Raw genomic sequence first — 16,768 nt, forward strand, 5'->3', positions numbered from 1 at the left:
GGAGCGAGCTTGCTCGCGAAGCACTTCAGCACGCCACGTTTTACCTGGAAGCGCGCGTTATCGTTGAGATTTTTCGCGAGCAAGCTCGCTCCTACATCATCAAACCCTGATCAACGTGCCAAAAACTGGCTGATCAACGTGATCACCTGCTGCTGGATAATCGGTCGTGGCCGTGCACCCGGCCCATCCTGACAAATGATGCTGTCGCCGGGCACATCCGCGTCGAGCACCGCCGCCGCGCCCGGTTTGCATTGCGACATAAAGCTGAAGTGATTGGCGTCGCGGATCTCCACGTACTGCGTCGAGGCGTTTGGCAACCGTTTGGCCATGTCGGCCGATTCCATCTGCGCCGGCAAATCCGCTGACGGTACACCGGCGGCGATCACCAAGGCCCGCACCGGCAGCGCCGCCAGACTTGCATCGGTAAACCCGCGCGACAGGCCCAGGTCCAAAGACACCACGGCGCTGACGCGCTTGTCGCTCAAGTCCGCCGCCAATTGCTCCTTCCCGTTCGCAGTGCCTTCAGGGTTCATCTCACGGTAGGCGGTACACGCGACCAACGTCGGATGAGCGCTGCAGTCCCGGGCAAACAGCGCCGGGTCAAAACGCGCACCGGCCGTCTCCATCACCGTCCAGCCCCCCAGGGAATGCCCCACCACGGCGATCCGGCCGCTATCCACCGCACCGAATGGCTCGGGCTGGGCCAATAGCGCATCAATGGCCCGACTTAAATCCCTAGGCCGTTGCCATAACTGCGCAGCGGCCTGTGCGCTGCGATCCTGGCTGGTAGTGCCCGGGTGGTTGACCGCCGCCACGATATAACCCTGCTGCGCCAACGCACTGGCCAGCCACGCCTGTTTGCCCCAATTGCCCCCGTAGCCGTGGGAGAGCACCACCAAAGGATGCTTGCCGGGCGTCGGCGCCGCATCGGGAACGGCCAGCACGCCGATGAACACCACATTGTCGGCGATCAGCTTGGGTTTGGCAGTGGCGGCGGCGGGGTACCACACAGCCATTTCCAGCGGGCGGCTGTTAAGGGTGTCGGGCAGGGTGGTGGTTTGGAAACCGATGGGGTTGTCAGCGGCGAATGCGGGAGCGGTCAGGTACATCAGCAGCAGAGCAGCGAGGCGGGCTTTCATGCTTTTTTCGTCCTTGAAAGGGAGGGCGCAGCATGACCCGAAACGGTCGGTTCAGGTAGAGGGGAGGCGGGACTACGAAGTGGCTGACAGAGTCCTACTGCTTGGTATTACAGATGCGGACTTCACGTTTTTAGGAAGTAGCTGGCTTACTTGAAGCTGTAAATCATGCAGTGTTGGAGCGTGAATCCTACTGGATGTGTCGACACTGACCTTTAATTAAAGGGTGATGATTATGGAGCTTATAGGTGCATCATTTGGTCCTGTTGTCCGTGACTTGAGCCCAGCCTCGGTGTTGCCTCTTCGAGACCCTATCGGCGCGCCTGCCGTTGTTGAAGCCGATGCTGACAACACCTTATCGATCCTGGCGAGGCAACTAAGTGACGCTGCCAACCATGACGCCGGCATGCGTCAAGAAGACCCAGGCAACAACCTCTCCAACCCGCTCGATGCGATCAGCGACGAAAGATATTTCGCTGACAAAGCTCAGCATGATGCTGAGGTTCCCGATACTCACGTTCTGGAATTGCTTGAGCGCGCCAAGCAAGCCACCGCCTTTGCCAACGGTTTGGCCAGTAATCCTTTCAAAGGACTCGCGGTCGATCAATTGACGCTGATTGCTCGCGACGAAAGCGGTACGTTCACCGTCAACGAACGGCGCGCAGCCTGGCAGGAGGTTCGCCTGAATGAACAGCGGGTCAGCGCCTCTTCAGGTTCCGCCATTGGGCGTGAACTCATGATTTCTCGGCTCTTCCTGGGGTATGAACCTGCGGTGGCCGAAGGCACCCTGACCTCTAGCAATATGGCCCAAAGCAGTTACGACTTCCTGACACGTGATGATCGCAGCCTGTTGTCGGACATGTACGCCTATGCGCAGGAGCAAGGAGCCGACTTGGCATATGTCGACATGCTGGCCTACGACCTCGGCAACTACCGCCATCACGACAATGGTCGCCAGCTCTTGAGCGGTAACAATGGCTACAACCAGGAGGGGCGCCGGGTGACGTTCAACTTCAAGGAGCATGATGTAGCTGCGGCATCACGCATTCTGAACGGCTCGGCCATTGACTCTACCCGCCTCGAACAGGGTTTTTTGCGTCATGTACTGAACCCGGACTTCGGCGCGCTGAGCAATATGGGCAGCATCGCTTTTCTTGAGCAGATGGTGCTGAAATTTTCCAGTGCAGGTGCCACGCAAGCTTTGCTGGGCAGGGAGTTCGCGACTTATACACCGATAAGTATCAACGACAATATGGTGGTCACAGTAGCCGAAGAGGTAACGCTCACATTTGATGAGCCCGTGCTTATCAACACCGATGGCATCTGGACCATCACCGAAAAAGGTAAGGCCGCGGGTTACACCATGGATCCGGCCACCGGAAAACCGCGTCGGGCGGCTGCGCCTTCAGTCGACGACAGGCAGCCGCACAGCGTCGTCGGTGAGGCCGTAGCCGAACCTTTGAAGACGCGCTCACTGGTAGACATCCTTGCAGGCACCCCCGATCAGTTCACCTCGCGATGGCGCTGGCCTGGGTATTTATTAAAATTGATGAAAAATCCAAAACCATGAGGAGGGGGCAATCACACGCCTTGGCCACCCAATGACTTAGGTTTAAAGCCAACTTTGAGGTCAATGGTATTCGAAGTTAAACCCGAGGGTATGGCATGTGCAGAATGCGCAGTTGCTGATTAATCGTCTGCGCGAGGAAGGGGTGGCTCCAGCGTCTTCCAAGAGAAAGGGCGCCCACCAGGCTCCGAGGGCCTGACCGGCGCCTAGGTGCTGCCGAGTCGTCGTGAAGTCGATCATGACGACGCGGCGGTCTATCGGGTGGCTGCAAGACTAGCTAACCCTTGAAGCACTTTCCCTCGCCATCAATTTGTCCACCAACAAAACCCCCAATTCACTCAGCTGATGAATCGCCAGCGCGACATCGCGCTGTTTGCCTGACAGTTCATCCGACAGGTCAAGCAATAACGCTGTCACCGAGGAAAAGGTTTCGTAGCTATTGGCGATGAGCATTTCGTTGCTGGCGTCGTCGGCAACGCTGAACAGCGGTGAGGGAGGTGGTTCGGCGTGGGTGTTAAGGGATGCCTGATCAAGCTTGAGGTTTGGATCGTTTGGAGGGTTAGGCGTGACTTTATACATGTGTGTTGTACCTGTTTTAGGGCCAACACCTCATCGCTACTAAACGATGGGGTGGCGGCTGTACGCAGGTTAGTAGACCGGGGAAACACACAAAGCCGGCGCGCCCGAGGGCGCCCTGCGCACAGCCACCATCAAGCACAGACAAGAACATCTGATCGATGAGGCTCATGCACTTTATGTTGTCACTCGGGCTACTAAACCCGATCACTGAGTTGTCAGCGACCGAGCCACCTTAGAGACGCCCATCCAAGCGCACAAGCCGGCGGATTCTGACGCAACTGTAGGCAACGGAGCAAGGTGGTGCAGCGCGCTGTAGGACATGTCTACGGGCTATCGCTACTCGTAGGCGAACTGGTCAATCAACCCCAAACGCGGAACACGACTGTTTGGCTCTAATATTGCGCCTGGAGCAATGACGGCATTCGCGCCGATTTTGCAGCCGTCGCCTACCAGGGCACCAAATTTGTTTACCCCTGTGTCGATCACATTGTCTGCATAGCGGATCTTGATATCCGCCCCATCCAACTCATTACGGTAATTGGCGATGATTGCACCGGCTTCAATATTTACCCCTTCGCCAATCAATGAATCGCCGACAAAGTTGAAGTGTGCCAGCTTGCTTGCGGCCAGCATGAAGGTGCTTTTCAGTTCGCAGCTTGGGCCCACAATGCAATGGCTGCCCAGATAAACGCCGCCGCGCAGGTACGCTCCCGCTGCTACGAATGAGCCTTCGCCGATGATGATCGGGCCTTTCAACACAGCGCCTTCTTCGACAATGGCGCTTTCGTGGATGGCACAGTCTCCGTGGCGCCGGTAGCCCGTGCCGAGGCGTGACAGCAAGACCATAATCTGGTTTTCGCAGTCTTGAGACACCCGCCAAGCGGCAGGCTGCGTCACGCCAAGGGAGGGCCATTGAGCAATGAATGTACTGATCTCAGGTAGCTTCATGCAGAGCGCTTCCGATGTCGGGGTGGGAGGGTAGAGCCCGCTGTGACGATAGGGTGGTGGGCTCAGGCGACATCTTAATAGCGTCTGCCCCGGTTTACTTAATACCAAAGAAAGTCGCGGGTCGTCGTTGTGCGCAAAAATGCTGCCTCAACAACAACGCAGTGCAAATGTGGGAGGGGGCTTGCTCCCGATTGCGGCAGGTCAGCCAACCTCTCAATGGCAGATACACCGCTATCGGGAGCAAGCCCCCTCCCACATTGGCTGTGTGTTGCTGGTTTTAAAAAAGCACTGGCAGATGCAAGATGTAGCCAGTAGGCTACAGGCGGACAAAAGATTCTCGATGCCCTGAGAGGTCAATGACATGAGTCAGTCAACATTCAAACCAGAGGACATGCCGATCCTCGAGCTGGATACATCCGGCACCAGCGCCTATGAGGCTTCACGCTTCCTTGATAGCCCGCAAACCATCAGTGCCTATCTTGCGCAAAGCATGGCGTGCCATGACCCGCAAGTCCTTATGAAGGCGCTGGCCGAGGTTGCCAAAGCCCAGGGTGTGAACAAGGTTGCCGAAGCGGCAGGGGTGAATCGGGAGAGCTTGTATAAAACCCTGAAAGGCGGCTCAAAGACGCGTTATGAGACGGTCCAGAAGCTGATGTTGGCATTCGGGGTGGAACTGACGGTGCAACCGATTGCCGCGACCGCAATTGAAAAAACGGCCGTCATCGGCAAAACCTGATGGACCCAAAAGAGGACGGTTTATTTGATTGAAAATAGAGACGTCCCTTTTTGTCCACAGAGGGCCATTCCCTTACGAACGGGATCAAACGATTTAAGAGAGAAGCTGTGTTGATGTGCGCCTGGTCTTGTAGGAAATCGACCTCTGGTAGCGTAAGGCTATTCCTATTGCACTGTTTATATATCCAGTGTTTTCGGGTCTGCGCGCTCATGAAATGAAAATGAGTGAAAAATGGGCCAGTGGCAAAAAAAAGCAGCTCCGTTAGGTTGAGGTTCTCTCCTTCAAGAAAGGGGAGTTCTTAATCACTATCAATGGAGTCACAAAATGAACAAACCACAAACCCAGACACCGCTTCGCCATGGTCGTGTCACATCCCCTTCCAGCCGTGGTGCAGTCGCCGTGGATCTCGGCCTGCTGGAGACCTGGCAGGTCAATGAAATGGAAGGCGGCAAAAACTTCCCGGCACTGATGGCCGGTCCGTTCCCGGCGCCTTATCAAACCGACAGTGACAGCGTCACTCCACCAGCCGACGGCTTCATCCTCAGCGGTGGCAAGACCGATGCGCGTGACTGCGTCAACTTCACCCCCGAAGAAATGGCCAAGAAACTCAACCGCGCCTTCACCTGGCCGTTACTCAATGTCGAGCCGGGTCAGACCTTCAAGGTCACCTGGGCATACACCGCGCCGCACACCACCCGTGGCTATCGCTGGCTGATCACCAAGGATGGCTGGGATCCGAAACAGCGCATCACCCGCGCACAGCTGGAAACCCAGCCGTTCGCCGAAGACTTCTATGCCCAGGTGCCGTACTACAGCCATGCCGGCGAACTGAAGGCCAAGGTCAATCATGAAGTGAAACTGCCGGCCAACAAGAAGGGCCAGCATGTGATCGTATTGATGTGGATCGTCGCCAACACCGGCAACGCCTTCTATCAAGCCTTCGACGTGGACTTCAAATAAGCCCGCGCCGTTAAACCCACACGTTCTGAAGGATTAGAACATGTCAAATATTGACTTTACCTCACTGAAATCGCCACTCAACGATGCCGCTTCGCTGATGCCGAGCATTGCCGGCAAAAAGATTCTCATGGGCTTCTGGCACAACTGGCCTGCCGGCCCGAGTGATGGCTACCAGCGTGGCCAGTTCGCCAATATCAGCCTGGCGGATGTCCCAAAGGATTACAACGTGGTGGCCGTGGCCTTCATGAAGGGCAACGGTATCCCAACCTTCAAGCCGTACAACCTCTCCGACGCCGAGTTCCGTCGCCAGGTGGGCGTGCTCAACAGCCAGGGCAGGGCGGTGCTGATTTCCCTTGGCGGCGCCGATGCGCACATCGAACTGCATAAAGGCAACGAACAACCACTGGCCAACGAAATTATCCGCCTGGTGGAAACCTATGGCTTTGATGGCCTGGACATCGATCTTGAACAGAGCGCGATTGATTTCGCCGACAACAAGACTGTCCTGCCCGCCGCGTTGAAACTGGTCAAGGACCACTACGCCGGTCAAGGCAAACACTTCATCATCAGCATGGCGCCGGAGTTTCCCTACCTCACTACCGCTGGCAAATACGTCGGTTACATCCAGGCGCTGGAAGGCTATTACGACTTCATCGCCCCGCAGTATTACAACCAGGGTGGCGACGGGATCTGGGTGCAGGAGGTCAACAATGGCAATGGCGCCTGGATTGCCCAGAACAACGACGCGATGAAAGAGGACTTCCTGTTTTACCTGACCGAAAGCCTGGTGAGCGGAACGCGGGGGTTTACCAAAATCCCGGCAGACAAGTTCGTCATTGGCCTGCCCGCGAACGTCGACGCGGCTGCCACCGGTTATGTGATCAACCCAACAGCCGTGACCCATGCATTCAAGCGTTTGTACGACAAAGGATTGTCGATCAAGGGCCTGATGACCTGGTCGGTGAATTGGGATAACGGGGTCAACAAAGACCACGTGCCCTACAACTGGGAGTTCAGCCGTCGTTATGGGCCGCTGGTCAATGGCACTGCTCTCTCTGGCCTTGAGGAGGATACGGCGGATCTCGAGGTCGCCAATCAGCAGTAGTGCAAAAGAGGCCTCTGGCAGACGTGCCAGAGGTCAAACAGCTAAGCTTCTGATCTGACTAAAATCCGATGCCTGTTTGGGCATCGGATTTTTTGCGTCACGCTCAAATTGCGCTGAGCGTTCATAACTCCGATTTACCGCACCAAACAAGGCCGCTTGTTATCAAAGCCCCAACCCGGAATCAAGAACTGCATCGCCACACTGTCATCCCGCGCCCCAAGGCCCATGCCTTTGTACAGCTCATGGGCCTTGGCCACGGCGTCCATATCGATATCCACACCCAGGCCCGGCTTGGCCGGCACCTTTACGTAACCCCCTTCAATCTTCAGCGGTTCGCGGGTCAGGCGCTGGCCGTCCTGCCAGATCCAGTGGGTGTCGATGGCGGTGATCTCACCCGGGGCGGCCGCGGCCACCTGGGTAAACATCGCCAGGGAGATATCGAAGTGGTTGTTGGAATGCGAGCCCCAGGTCAGGCCCCACTCGTTGCACATTTGCGCGACGCGCACCGAGCCCTGCATCGTCCAGAAGTGCGGGTCGGCGAGGGGGATGTCCACTGATTGCAGCTGGATGGCGTGGCCCATTTCACGCCAGTCGGTGGCGATCATGTTGGTAGCGGTTTTAAGGCCCGTGGCGCGACGGAATTCGGCCATGACTTCGCGGCCCGAATAGCCGTTTTCTGCGCCGCAGGGGTCTTCGGCGTAGGCCAGCACGCGCTGTTGGTCGCGGCACAGGCGGATGGCTTCTTTCAACGACCAGGCACCGTTTGGGTCAAGGGTGATGCGCGCATCCGGGAAGCGTTCGGCCAGCGCGGTGACGGCTTCGATTTCTTCATCGCCACTGAGCACACCGCCCTTGAGCTTAAAATCGTTGAAGCCATATTTGGCCTTGGCGGCTTCGGCCAGGCGCACCACAGCGTCAGCGGTCAGGGCTTTTTCGTGACGCAGGCGGAACCACTCATCATCGGCGTCGGCTTCGTTGCGGTAGGCCAGGTCGGTAGCGTTGCGGTCTCCCACATAGAACAGGTAGCCGAGCATTTTCACTGCGTCGCGTTGCTGGCCTTCGCCGAGCAAGGCGGCCACCGGCACTTCGAGGAACTGGCCCAGCAGGTCGAGCAGCGCGGCTTCCATGGCGGTGACGGCATGAATGGTGATGCGCAGGTCGAAGGTTTGCAGGCCGCGTCCCGCGCTGTCTCGGGACGCAAAGGTGCTGCGCATCTGGTTAAGCACGCGCTGGTACTGGCCAATCGGCTGACCGATCACCAGGCTGCGCGCGTCTTCCAGGGTTTCACGGATACGCTCGCCGCCGGGCACTTCGCCCACGCCGGTGTTGCCGCTGCTGTCCTTGAGGATGACGATATTGCGCGTGAAGTAGGGGCCGTGGGCGCCGCTGAGGTTCAGCAACATGCTGTCGTGGCCGGCGACCGGGATGACCTGGAAATGGGTGACTACAGGGGTATTCATGGCAAGGTCCTTATAGACGCTCAAAGGGATTTGCTGATGGCGGCGCCTGACGGTACGGCGCTAGGTGAGGCCAACACGGCAGAGGGTGAAGTCTTGGCAAAGAACACCAGAATGGCCGCAAGCACCGAGGTGCCGGCCAGGCCATACAGCCCGCCCTGGATCGAGCCGGTGGTTTGTTCCAGAAAGCCAAAGGTGGTCGGCGCCACAAAGCCGCCCAGGTTGCCGATGGAATTGATCAGCGCGATTACGGCGGCGGCTATGCGCACATCCAGGTAGCCCTGGGGGATGGGCCAGAACAGCGACGACGCGGACTTGAACCCGATGGCCGCAAAGCAGATCGCGACGAAGGCGAATATCGGCCCGCCGGTGGTGGACATGAACATGCCGGCCGCCGCGATCAGCAGGGCCGCCGCGACCCAGGCTTGCTGGAACTTGAACTTGCCCGACAGCGACGCAAAGGCGTACATGGCAATGATGGAGATCAGCCAGGGGATCGAGTTGAAGAAACCCACCTGCACATCACTCAGGTCGCCCATTTTCTTGATGATGCTCGGCAGCCAGAAGGTGGCGGCATAGATCGTCAGTTGAATGCAGAAGTACAGAGCGCAGAACAGCAGGATCTGGCGGTCCTTGAGCAGCTTGCCGATGGTCGGTTTCACCGTGGTCAGGGCTTCACGTTCGCGCTGTTCCTGGTCGATGGCGTCAACCAGGGCGTCCTGTTCTTCGCGGGTCATCCACTTGGCATCATGGGGCTTGGAGTCCAGCCAGAACCACACAAAAAAGCCCAGTGCCACCGAAGCCAGGCCCTCGATACCGAACATCCATTGCCAGCCATGTAAACCAAAACCTTCGATCTGCAACAACGCACCCGACAACGGCCCGGAGATCAACGACGCCACCGCCGAGCCACTGAGGAAGATCGCGATGGCCTTGCCGCGCTCCACGCCGGGCAACCAACGCGTGAAGTAATAAATCACCCCGGGGAAGAACCCGGCTTCCGCCACACCCAGCAAGAAACGCAGGATGTAGAAGTGGGTTTCGTTCTGGATAAACGCCATCAGCGTGGCGACGATGCCCCAGGTGAACATGATGCGGGTCAGCCAGATACGGGCGCCGACCTTTTGCAGCAGCATGTTGGACGGCACTTCGAACAGCGCATAACCGATGAAGAACAGCCCGGCGCCGAAGCCGTAGGCCGCTGCGCCGATCCCCAGGTCATGCTCCATGTGCGTGCGCACGAAGCCGATATTGACGCGGTCGATGTAGTTGAGGATGAACATGACCACGAACAGTGGCAGCACATGGCGCTTCACTTTGCTCACGGCGCGGGCGAGCGCTGAATCACTTTCGGGTACGGCAGATGCTGGGCTTGAATGGCTCACCATTTGAAAACTTCCCCCTGATTGTTTTTATGCGGGTTTGGTTGCTTCGTTGACAGACATCATACAAGTGGCTTTCCAGGAATCGCAATGCGCTGATGAGTGAATTTGTTTTTATAAGTACGGCGACTGACTAGTTTGTTCGGTTATTTAGCCGTTTTTATTGGTTTTTGCAGCGGAATTTGCGTGGGGGGGCAAACATTTCAGCAAATACGGGTGGTGAGCATTTGATGTGTTGTCATACAAGTTGAAGGCTTTTTGCAGCAAAAGGGCGGTGCTTCCAGACAGGGTGATAAGCTTGCTCCTGCCCAACCCTGTGGACCTGTAGTCATGCCCATTGAAAGTCCAACGCCTGTGCGTAAACGCTCAACCAACCTGGCCCAGGGCGTGGTTGAGGCGCTGACCCAGCGCATCCTGCTCGGGCAACTCAAGCCCGGTGAAAAACTGCCGTCTGAATCCACCATCGTGCTTGAGCACGGAGTGAGCCGCACCGTGGTGCGTGAAGCCTTGTCCAAGTTGCAGGCGTCGGGGCTGGTGGAGACGCGTCACGGCATCGGCACCTTTGTGCTGGAGCAACACACGCAGCCGGGCCTGCGCCTGCATGTGGACACGGTCGCCAGCGTGCGCAACATGCTCGAATTACGCTTGGGCCTTGAGGTGCAGGCCGTGGCGTTGGCCGCCCTGCGCAGGAGCGAAGCGCAACTGGCCCATATGCGCCAGGCGCTGGACGACTACCAGGCCTCGCTGGCCAACAACGACAGTTGCGTGGAGGAAGACAAGCGCTTTCACCAACTGATCGCCGAGGCCACCGGCAATACCTTTTTCACCGACATCATGCTGCACCTGGGCAGTGCGATGATCCCGCGCACCCAGGTCAAGGACGCCGAACGCGGCGGCGCGGACTTTGCCAAGCTGGGGCAGTTGGCGAACCTGGAGCACGAGGCGATCTACAACGCCATCAAACGCCAGGATCCGGACGCCGCACGGGCAGCTATGGTGTTGCACTTGACCAACAGCCGGGATCGATTTTCCGGGCACTCATAAGGAACCACCGTTGAACCAACACACCTTGTCCATGCGCCTTGAGCGTGTGGCAGCGCATGTGCCGACCGGCGCACGCCTGGCCGATATCGGCTCGGACCACGCCTACCTGCCGGTGGCGTTGATGCGCCGAGGCGTTATTGCGGCGGCAGTGGCGGGGGAAGTGGCCGCTACGCCGTTTCACGCAGCCAACCGTACCGTGGCCGACAACGGTCTGGCGCAGCACATCACCGTGCGCCGGGCTGATGGCTTGGCGGCAATCGAGGCGGGCGATGATATTACCGTCGTCAGCCTGTGCGGCATGGGCGGCGAAACGATCCGCGACATTCTCGACAGCGGCAAGGCGCACCTCAATGGCCGCGAACGCTTGATCCTGCAACCCAACGGCGGCGAACAGCCGCTGCGCCAATGGTTGATGGAGAACGGCTACCGGATCCTGCACGAGGAGCTGCTGCTGGAAAACCGCTTCTACTACGAAATCATCGTCGCCGAACGCGCCGATGCGGTCACCTATACCGCCGAGCAGCTGTACTTTGGCCCGTTGCAAATGCAGGCGCGTAGCGAGGAGTTCCTGGCGAAGTGGCAGCGTATGGTGCGCGAAAAACGCAAGACACTGGCCAGCCTCGAACAGGCACGGCAGGCCGTGCCCGAGCAGAAAGTGCAGGAGATCGTGCAGCAGGTGAAGTGGATCGATCAGTTACTCGCCTGAGCCACATTCACGGCACTTCACCGCTACCCTGTAGTCTTCTCCTAAATCCCCCAAGGTGTTGCCCGCTATGATCACTGTTCACCATCTCAACAATTCCCGCTCACAACGTATCCTGTGGGTGCTTGAAGAACTGGGCCTGCCCTACGACATCAAACGCTACCAGCGCGACGCCAAGACCAACCTGGCGCCACCTGAGCTCAAGGCCATTCACCCCCTGGGCAAATCCCCGGTGATCGAAGACGGTTCCCGCGTGCTGATCGAATCTGCCGCAATCATCGACTACCTGATCCGCCGCCACGGCAACGGCCAACTGCAACCCGACCCGGCCACCGACGCCTACGACAGCTATGTGCAATGGCTGCATTTTGCCGAAGGCTCGGCCATGCTGCCGTTGATGCTCAACCTTTATGTGGGTCGGCTGGGTGAAGCGGGCGCACCGCTGCATCCACGGATTGAATCGGAGTTGGCCAACTACCTGGGCTACCTGAATGATGTGCTGGGGCGCACGCCTTACCTGGTGGGCGACGAACTCAGCGGTGCGGATATCCAGATGAGCTTTATCGGTGAAGTTGCCCAGGCCCAGGGCAAATTGCAGGCTTACCCGAACCTGGCGGCGTGGCTGCAAAAGCTCCAGGCGCGGCCGGCTTACCGCAAGGCGGTGGAGCGGGGCGGGGAATATGCGTTCGCCAAATAGCCAGAGGTGAAGAGGACCAATGTGGGAGGGGGCTTGCTCCCGATAGCGGTGGGTCAGCTACAAAAATGCTGACTGACAGACTGCTATCGGGAGCAAGCCCCCTCCCACATTTGGAACCAGGTGAACCTTCGAGTCCTCCAGCGCTCACTTAAGAGGTGGCACTGGTTTTTCTCGAAAGGAATCTGCATGCACTCCACCTCGTCAATCGCGCCCGTAGAGCGTGAACTGAGCCTGCGGGCAGTCATCACCGGGATCGTGCTGGGTATCCTGCTGACCCCTTCCAACGTGTACGCGGGCTTGAAGATCGGCTGGTCGTTCAACATGTCGATCATCGCCTTGCTGATTGGCTATGGCATCTGGCAGGGCCTGGCCCGGCGTTCCGGCGAGCACCTGCCGTGGACCCTGCACGAGAGCAATATCAACCAGACCGTGGCCTCTGCCGCAGCGTCGATCATTTCCGGCGGGCTGGTCGCGCCCATCCCGGCGTATACCCTGCTGACGGGTAACCAACTGGCGGCGCTGCCGATGATCGCCTGGGTGTTTTCGGTGAGTTTCCTGGGGATCTGGATCGCGTGGTACCTGCGGCCTTCATTGCTCAATGACAAGGCGCTGAAGTTTCCCGAAGGCATGGCCACCCTGGAAACCCTGCTGCACATCTACAACCATGGCCGCGAAGCCGCCACGCGCTTGAAAGTGCTGCTCGGCGCGGCGCTGTTGTCCGGATCGGTCAAGTGGGTAGATACCTTTATGTGGGCCTTCCCGCGCTGGTCGCCGAGCCCCGCGTTGGAGCGCCTGACCTTCACCGCCGACCTTTCGCTGTTGTTGCTGGGGTTCGGCGGCATTATCGGCATTCGCGTGGGCCTGACCCTGCTGCTCGGCGCCTTGTTGGCATGGGGCGGGCTGGGGCCGTGGCTGTTGGCTAACGGCTTGGTGAGCCTGCCCGCCGACAGCAACGGTCCGCAATTTGCCGCGCTGGTGGAATGGCTGCTGTGGCCCGGGGTGAGCCTGATGGTGTGTTCCACCTTGGCGTCCCTGGCGATTCGCCTGTGGGCACTGCATCGCTCGACCCGGGCGTCTGGCGGCACGCCGTGGACGGTTCCCAAGCCCGGGCCTGCCGTGGGGTTTGCCTTGGCGATCGCGCTGGTGGTGAGCCTGCAAGCGCTGTTGTTCGGTATCAACCTGGGCATGGCGCTGCTGACCATTCCCCTGGCGATCTGCCTGGCCGCGGTGGCGGCGCGGGTGGTGGGGGCGACCGGTATTCCGCCGATTGGCGCCATCGGGCAACTGTCCCAGCTGAGCTTTGGCATTGTTGCGCCTGGCCAGGTGCCGATCAACCTGATGAGCGCCAACACCGCCGGCGGTTCGGCGGGGCAGTGCACGGACCTGATGAACGACTTCAAGGTGGGCAAAGCGATTGGCGCGACGCCGCACAAGCAAGTGATCGCCCAGATCCTCGGGATTTTTGTCGGCAGCATCGTCGGCGTATTCGCGTACCTGGCGCTGATCCCTGACCCTCAAACCATGCTGCTCACCGAACAATGGCCGGCCCCGGCCGTCGCCACCTGGAAAGCCGTGGCCCAAACCCTGACCCACGGTTTGGATTCACTGTCCCCCAGCATCCGCTGGGCCATCGGCATTGCAAGCTTGTTCGGCGTGCTGCTGGGCATACTCGACAGCACATTACCCACCCATCGCGCCCGCTATCTGCCCAGTGCGGCAGCCTTGGGACTGGCGTTTGTGTTGCCCGCGTCGGTGTCGCTGATGATGGCCCTGGGCGCGATCATGACCTGGGCGGTGAGCTGCCGTTGGCCGAGCGTGACGCAGCGCTTTGCGATCACGGCAGCGGCGGGGCTGATCGCCGGCGAGAGCATCACCGGCGTGGGCGCGTCGTTGTGGCAGATGCTGGGAAGCGGATAAATGGCCGACCTGGATTTACAACTCTTCACGAATTCAAAAGGCTCATCGTTATAGGCTTGGCGCTGCGACGTCTGGATCAAACCCATTCAACTGACCGTTGAGCCTACCCCATGAAACTGCCCGTCCTCGCTGCCACGTTTCTCGCCGTTGCTACGCTGCACCCTTTACCCGTACACGGCGCAGGCCCCATCACCCATGTCGCCATCTACCGTGGCCCGGCAGGTTGCCCGGACTGCTCGGAAAATGTGAAAACCGCCCTGCAGCGTCTCAACCCCAATTACCAGATCGACTTCGTCGGCGCCGACGAACCCATCGACATCACGCCAGAGAACCTGGCGCACTATGACCTCTACGTGCAACCCGGTGGCGGCCAGGACATCCCGGCCGCTCTCGACAGCCTGGGCGATACACGTGCCGAAGCCATCCGCGCTTACGTCGCCAACGGCGGCCGCTACCTGGGCCTGTGCATGGGCGCCTACCTGGCCGACGACAACAACCTCGGCCTGATCCCTCAGGCCATTGACACCGAAGCCGGCCGCCCCGGTTTTGAAGTGACTGGTATCGACGATGCCGCCGTGCGGGTGACGTGGGACGGGCAGCCTGACCATGTGTTTTACCAGGACGGCCCTTACTTCCCCAAAGCCAGCGCCGCGGCGCCCTACAAGGTCATCGCGACCTACCACAATGGCGACGTGGCGGCGGCGCGCTACACCTACGAACGTGGCGTGGTTGTTCTGAGCGGGCCGCATCCGGAAGCCGGCCGAGAGTGGTTTGAAAATGCCGATATCGAGCTGAGCAAGATGCCGCGTGGAGAGCTGTTCGGGTCGTTGATACGTAGCGCGCAAGAGTAGGGCGCCACGCTCGTCACTTCAGGGGGCCACCCTCACAAATGTCGATATCAGACACGATGGCGGCGTAACCAGGCTACTTGCGTCTGGCCTCGGGCACTTAAGGTGAGGGTCATTGGCCGCCCGAGAACAACAAAAACAATGACTAGCCTCAACTGCAACGATTCCAACGGTCAGCTGGCGCAGGGCTTCAAGCCGCGTCACGTGACCATGTTGTCCATCGCCGGCATCATCGGCGCGGGGTTGTTTGTCGGCTCCGGACACGCCATCGCCGCCGCGGGACCTGCGGTTTTACTGGCTTATCTGTTTTCCGGCCTGCTGGTGGTGCTGGTCATGCGCATGCTGGGGGAGATGGCGGTGGCACGCCCCGACACCGGCTCGTTTTCCACCTACGCCGACCAGGCCATCGGCCCCTGGGCGGGGTTCACCATCGGCTGGTTGTACTGGTGGTTCTGGGTGCTGGTCATTCCCATCGAAGCCTTGGCCGCCGGGCACGTGCTCAACCAGTGGTTCCCTCAGGTCGATGCGTGGCTGTTCGCCTTGGTCTCAATCGTGTTGCTGGTGATCACCAATCTGTTCAGCGTGGCCAAATATGGCGAGTTCGAATTCTGGTTCGCCATGGCCAAGGTGATTGCCATCGTCGGCTTTATCGGCCTGGGTTTCAGCGTGCTCATGGGCTGGATCCCGGATCGTGAAGCCAGCGGCTTGAGCCGCTTGATGGAAGAACACGGAGGTTTTGCCCCCAACGGCCTTTCGGCGGTGGTGGGCGCGTTCATTACCATCATGTTCAGTTTCATTGGTACCGAAGCGGTGACCATCGCCGCAGCCGAATCGAGCAACCCGGCGCAGAACATCGCCAAGGCCACCCGCTCGGTGATCTGGCGCATCGGCGTGTTCTACCTGTTGTCGATCTCCATCGTGATTTCCGTGGTGCCCTGGAACGACCCGCTGCTGGCGTCCGTGGGCTCCTATCAGCGCGCACTGGAACTGATGAATATTCCCAACGCCAAGTTCATGGTCGATGTGGTGGTGTTGATCGCCGTAGCCAGTTGCATGAACTCCTCGATCTACATTTCCTCGCGCATGTTGTTTTCCCTGGGCAAACGCGGCGATGCGCCATCGGCCCTTAAAATCACCTCGAAGGCGGGCGTGCCCCGGGCGGCGGTGATCGCCAGCACCATCATCGGTGCGGGCGTCACGTTGCTGAGCTACTTCATGCCAGCCGGTCTGTTCCAGTTCCTGCTCGCCAGCTCCGGCGCCATCGCGTTGTTGGTGTACCTGGTGATCGCGATCTCGCAACTGCGTATGCGTCGCTTGCTGCTTCGGCAAAACGTCGAGTTGGCCTTTCGCATGTGGCTGTTTCCGTGGCTGACTTACCTGGTGATCGTGTTCATCTGCCTGGCCCTGGGGGTGATGATGGTGACGCCCGAGCACCGCACCGAAGTGTCCTCGACCATTGGCCTGGCGTTGGTGATTTCCTTCATCGGCCTGGTCACGTCGCGCCAGCACAACCGGACAATTAAGCCGGTTGTGGTGGAACAAGCCTGACATTGCAGATTCTTTGTGGGCGGTGTTGTTGTCGGGAGTTGTGCTTGGCGCGATGGCCCTGCCAACTGGGTTGAACCCTGCACCGCCGAACCCCTGTGGGAGCTGTCGAGCTTTAGCGAGGCTGCGAAAGCGGTGGTTCAG

The 16,768-nt window shown here is 59.3% G+C and carries 14 protein-coding genes and 2 pseudogenes; 11 read left to right on the forward strand and 5 right to left on the reverse strand.

What is annotated here, in order from left to right; translation table 11 throughout:
* Positions 1-110: 110 nt before the first annotated feature.
* Positions 111-1,139 carry an alpha/beta fold hydrolase gene (locus tag E4P00_RS18910; protein ID WP_103733742.1) on the reverse strand — a complete coding sequence of 343 codons (1,029 nt, stop codon included), beginning with the start codon at positions 1,137-1,139 and terminating at the stop codon, positions 111-113.
* Positions 1,140-1,371: 232 nt separating this feature from the next.
* On the opposite strand from E4P00_RS18910, the gene E4P00_RS18915 reads away from it, so the two are divergent.
* Both E4P00_RS18915 and E4P00_RS29040 read left to right on the forward strand, forming a co-directional pair.
* A complete protein-coding gene (locus E4P00_RS18915; RefSeq protein ID WP_248132506.1) occupies positions 1,372-2,706 on the forward strand; it encodes a hypothetical protein in 1,335 nt (444 codons plus the stop codon).
* 72 nt (positions 2,707-2,778) lie between these two features.
* Positions 2,779-2,902, forward strand: a pseudogene (locus E4P00_RS29040) (MerR family transcriptional regulator); the annotation flags it as partial.
* A gap of 74 nt (positions 2,903-2,976) precedes the next feature.
* Here the strand turns inward: E4P00_RS29040 and E4P00_RS18920 are convergent.
* Both E4P00_RS18920 and E4P00_RS18925 read right to left on the reverse strand, forming a co-directional pair.
* Positions 2,977-3,282 (reverse strand): DUF6124 family protein, encoded by a 306-nt coding sequence (locus E4P00_RS18920; protein WP_046071914.1) that lies wholly within the window; start codon positions 3,280-3,282, stop codon positions 2,977-2,979.
* Between the two features lie 336 nt (positions 3,283-3,618).
* Positions 3,619-4,230 (reverse strand): transferase, encoded by a 612-nt coding sequence (locus E4P00_RS18925; protein ID WP_032880188.1) that lies wholly within the window; start codon positions 4,228-4,230, stop codon positions 3,619-3,621.
* A gap of 361 nt (positions 4,231-4,591) precedes the next feature.
* On the opposite strand from E4P00_RS18925, the gene E4P00_RS18930 reads away from it, so the two are divergent.
* The 3 genes and pseudogenes from E4P00_RS18930 to E4P00_RS18940 form a co-directional block, all read left to right on the forward strand.
* Positions 4,592-4,966, forward strand: coding sequence for an addiction module antidote protein (locus tag E4P00_RS18930; RefSeq protein WP_078821887.1), 375 nt, complete (start codon positions 4,592-4,594; stop codon positions 4,964-4,966).
* Positions 4,967-5,290: 324 nt separating this feature from the next.
* Positions 5,291-5,926, forward strand: coding sequence for a lytic polysaccharide monooxygenase auxiliary activity family 9 protein (locus tag E4P00_RS18935; protein ID WP_078821886.1), 636 nt, complete (start codon positions 5,291-5,293; stop codon positions 5,924-5,926).
* 40 nt (positions 5,927-5,966) lie between these two features.
* Positions 5,967-6,968: pseudogene (locus tag E4P00_RS18940) on the forward strand (chitinase); the annotation flags it as partial.
* Between the two features lie 197 nt (positions 6,969-7,165).
* Here E4P00_RS18940 and gudD read toward each other — a convergent pair.
* A complete protein-coding gene (gene gudD, locus E4P00_RS18945; RefSeq protein WP_248132508.1) occupies positions 7,166-8,491 on the reverse strand; it encodes a glucarate dehydratase in 1,326 nt (441 codons plus the stop codon).
* Between the two features lie 20 nt (positions 8,492-8,511).
* The gene (locus E4P00_RS18950) at positions 8,512-9,873 is read right to left on the reverse strand and encodes an MFS transporter (RefSeq protein WP_248132518.1); all 1,362 of its coding nucleotides are present in this window, start codon (positions 9,871-9,873) and stop codon (positions 8,512-8,514) included.
* 327 nt (positions 9,874-10,200) lie between these two features.
* Between E4P00_RS18950 and E4P00_RS18955 the strand changes: the two genes are divergently transcribed.
* The 6 genes from E4P00_RS18955 (at position 10,201) to E4P00_RS18980 (ending at position 16,627) form a co-directional block, all read left to right on the forward strand.
* On the forward strand, positions 10,201-10,914 hold the full coding sequence (locus E4P00_RS18955) for a FadR/GntR family transcriptional regulator (RefSeq protein ID WP_032880194.1): 714 nt from the start codon (positions 10,201-10,203) through the stop codon (positions 10,912-10,914).
* A 10-nt stretch (positions 10,915-10,924) separates the two neighbouring features.
* The gene (locus E4P00_RS18960; RefSeq protein WP_248132510.1) at positions 10,925-11,620 is read left to right on the forward strand and encodes a tRNA (adenine(22)-N(1))-methyltransferase TrmK; all 696 of its coding nucleotides are present in this window, start codon (positions 10,925-10,927) and stop codon (positions 11,618-11,620) included.
* A 67-nt stretch (positions 11,621-11,687) separates the two neighbouring features.
* Complete coding sequence (locus E4P00_RS18965) at positions 11,688-12,314, forward strand: glutathione S-transferase (protein ID WP_078821883.1); 627 nt, start codon at positions 11,688-11,690, stop codon at positions 12,312-12,314.
* 186 nt (positions 12,315-12,500) lie between these two features.
* The gene (locus E4P00_RS18970) at positions 12,501-14,231 is read left to right on the forward strand and encodes an OPT family oligopeptide transporter (protein ID WP_248132512.1); all 1,731 of its coding nucleotides are present in this window, start codon (positions 12,501-12,503) and stop codon (positions 14,229-14,231) included.
* Between the two features lie 110 nt (positions 14,232-14,341).
* Complete coding sequence (locus tag E4P00_RS18975) at positions 14,342-15,082, forward strand: BPL-N domain-containing protein (RefSeq protein ID WP_248132514.1); 741 nt, start codon at positions 14,342-14,344, stop codon at positions 15,080-15,082.
* Between the two features lie 138 nt (positions 15,083-15,220).
* Positions 15,221-16,627 (forward strand): amino acid permease, encoded by a 1,407-nt coding sequence (locus E4P00_RS18980; RefSeq protein ID WP_248132516.1) that lies wholly within the window; start codon positions 15,221-15,223, stop codon positions 16,625-16,627.
* The last annotated feature ends 141 nt before the right edge of the window (positions 16,628-16,768 follow it).

The sequence above is a fragment of the Pseudomonas sp. B329 genome, assembly GCF_023127835.1.
Lineage (GTDB): Bacteria > Pseudomonadota > Gammaproteobacteria > Pseudomonadales > Pseudomonadaceae > Aquipseudomonas > Aquipseudomonas synxantha_A.

Excerpts from the sequence above, each read along its gene's own strand:
- E4P00_RS18910 (WP_103733742.1), bottom strand. The coding sequence starts at position 1,139 with ATGAAAGCCCGCCTCGCTGCTCTGCTGCTGATGTACCTGACCGCTCCC.
- E4P00_RS18915 (WP_248132506.1), top strand. The coding sequence starts at position 1,372 with ATGGAGCTTATAGGTGCATCATTTGGTCCTGTTGTCCGTGACTTGAGC.
- E4P00_RS18920 (WP_046071914.1), bottom strand. The coding sequence starts at position 3,282 with ATGTATAAAGTCACGCCTAACCCTCCAAACGATCCAAACCTCAAGCTT.
- E4P00_RS18925 (WP_032880188.1), bottom strand. The coding sequence starts at position 4,230 with ATGAAGCTACCTGAGATCAGTACATTCATTGCTCAATGGCCCTCCCTT.
- E4P00_RS18930 (WP_078821887.1), top strand. The coding sequence starts at position 4,592 with ATGAGTCAGTCAACATTCAAACCAGAGGACATGCCGATCCTCGAGCTG.
- E4P00_RS18935 (WP_078821886.1), top strand. The coding sequence starts at position 5,291 with ATGAACAAACCACAAACCCAGACACCGCTTCGCCATGGTCGTGTCACA.
- gudD (WP_248132508.1), bottom strand. The coding sequence starts at position 8,491 with ATGAATACCCCTGTAGTCACCCATTTCCAGGTCATCCCGGTCGCCGGC.
- E4P00_RS18955 (WP_032880194.1), top strand. The coding sequence starts at position 10,201 with ATGCCCATTGAAAGTCCAACGCCTGTGCGTAAACGCTCAACCAACCTG.
- E4P00_RS18965 (WP_078821883.1), top strand. The coding sequence starts at position 11,688 with ATGATCACTGTTCACCATCTCAACAATTCCCGCTCACAACGTATCCTG.
- E4P00_RS18970 (WP_248132512.1), top strand. The coding sequence starts at position 12,501 with ATGCACTCCACCTCGTCAATCGCGCCCGTAGAGCGTGAACTGAGCCTG.
- E4P00_RS18975 (WP_248132514.1), top strand. The coding sequence starts at position 14,342 with ATGAAACTGCCCGTCCTCGCTGCCACGTTTCTCGCCGTTGCTACGCTG.
- E4P00_RS18980 (WP_248132516.1), top strand. The coding sequence starts at position 15,221 with ATGACTAGCCTCAACTGCAACGATTCCAACGGTCAGCTGGCGCAGGGC.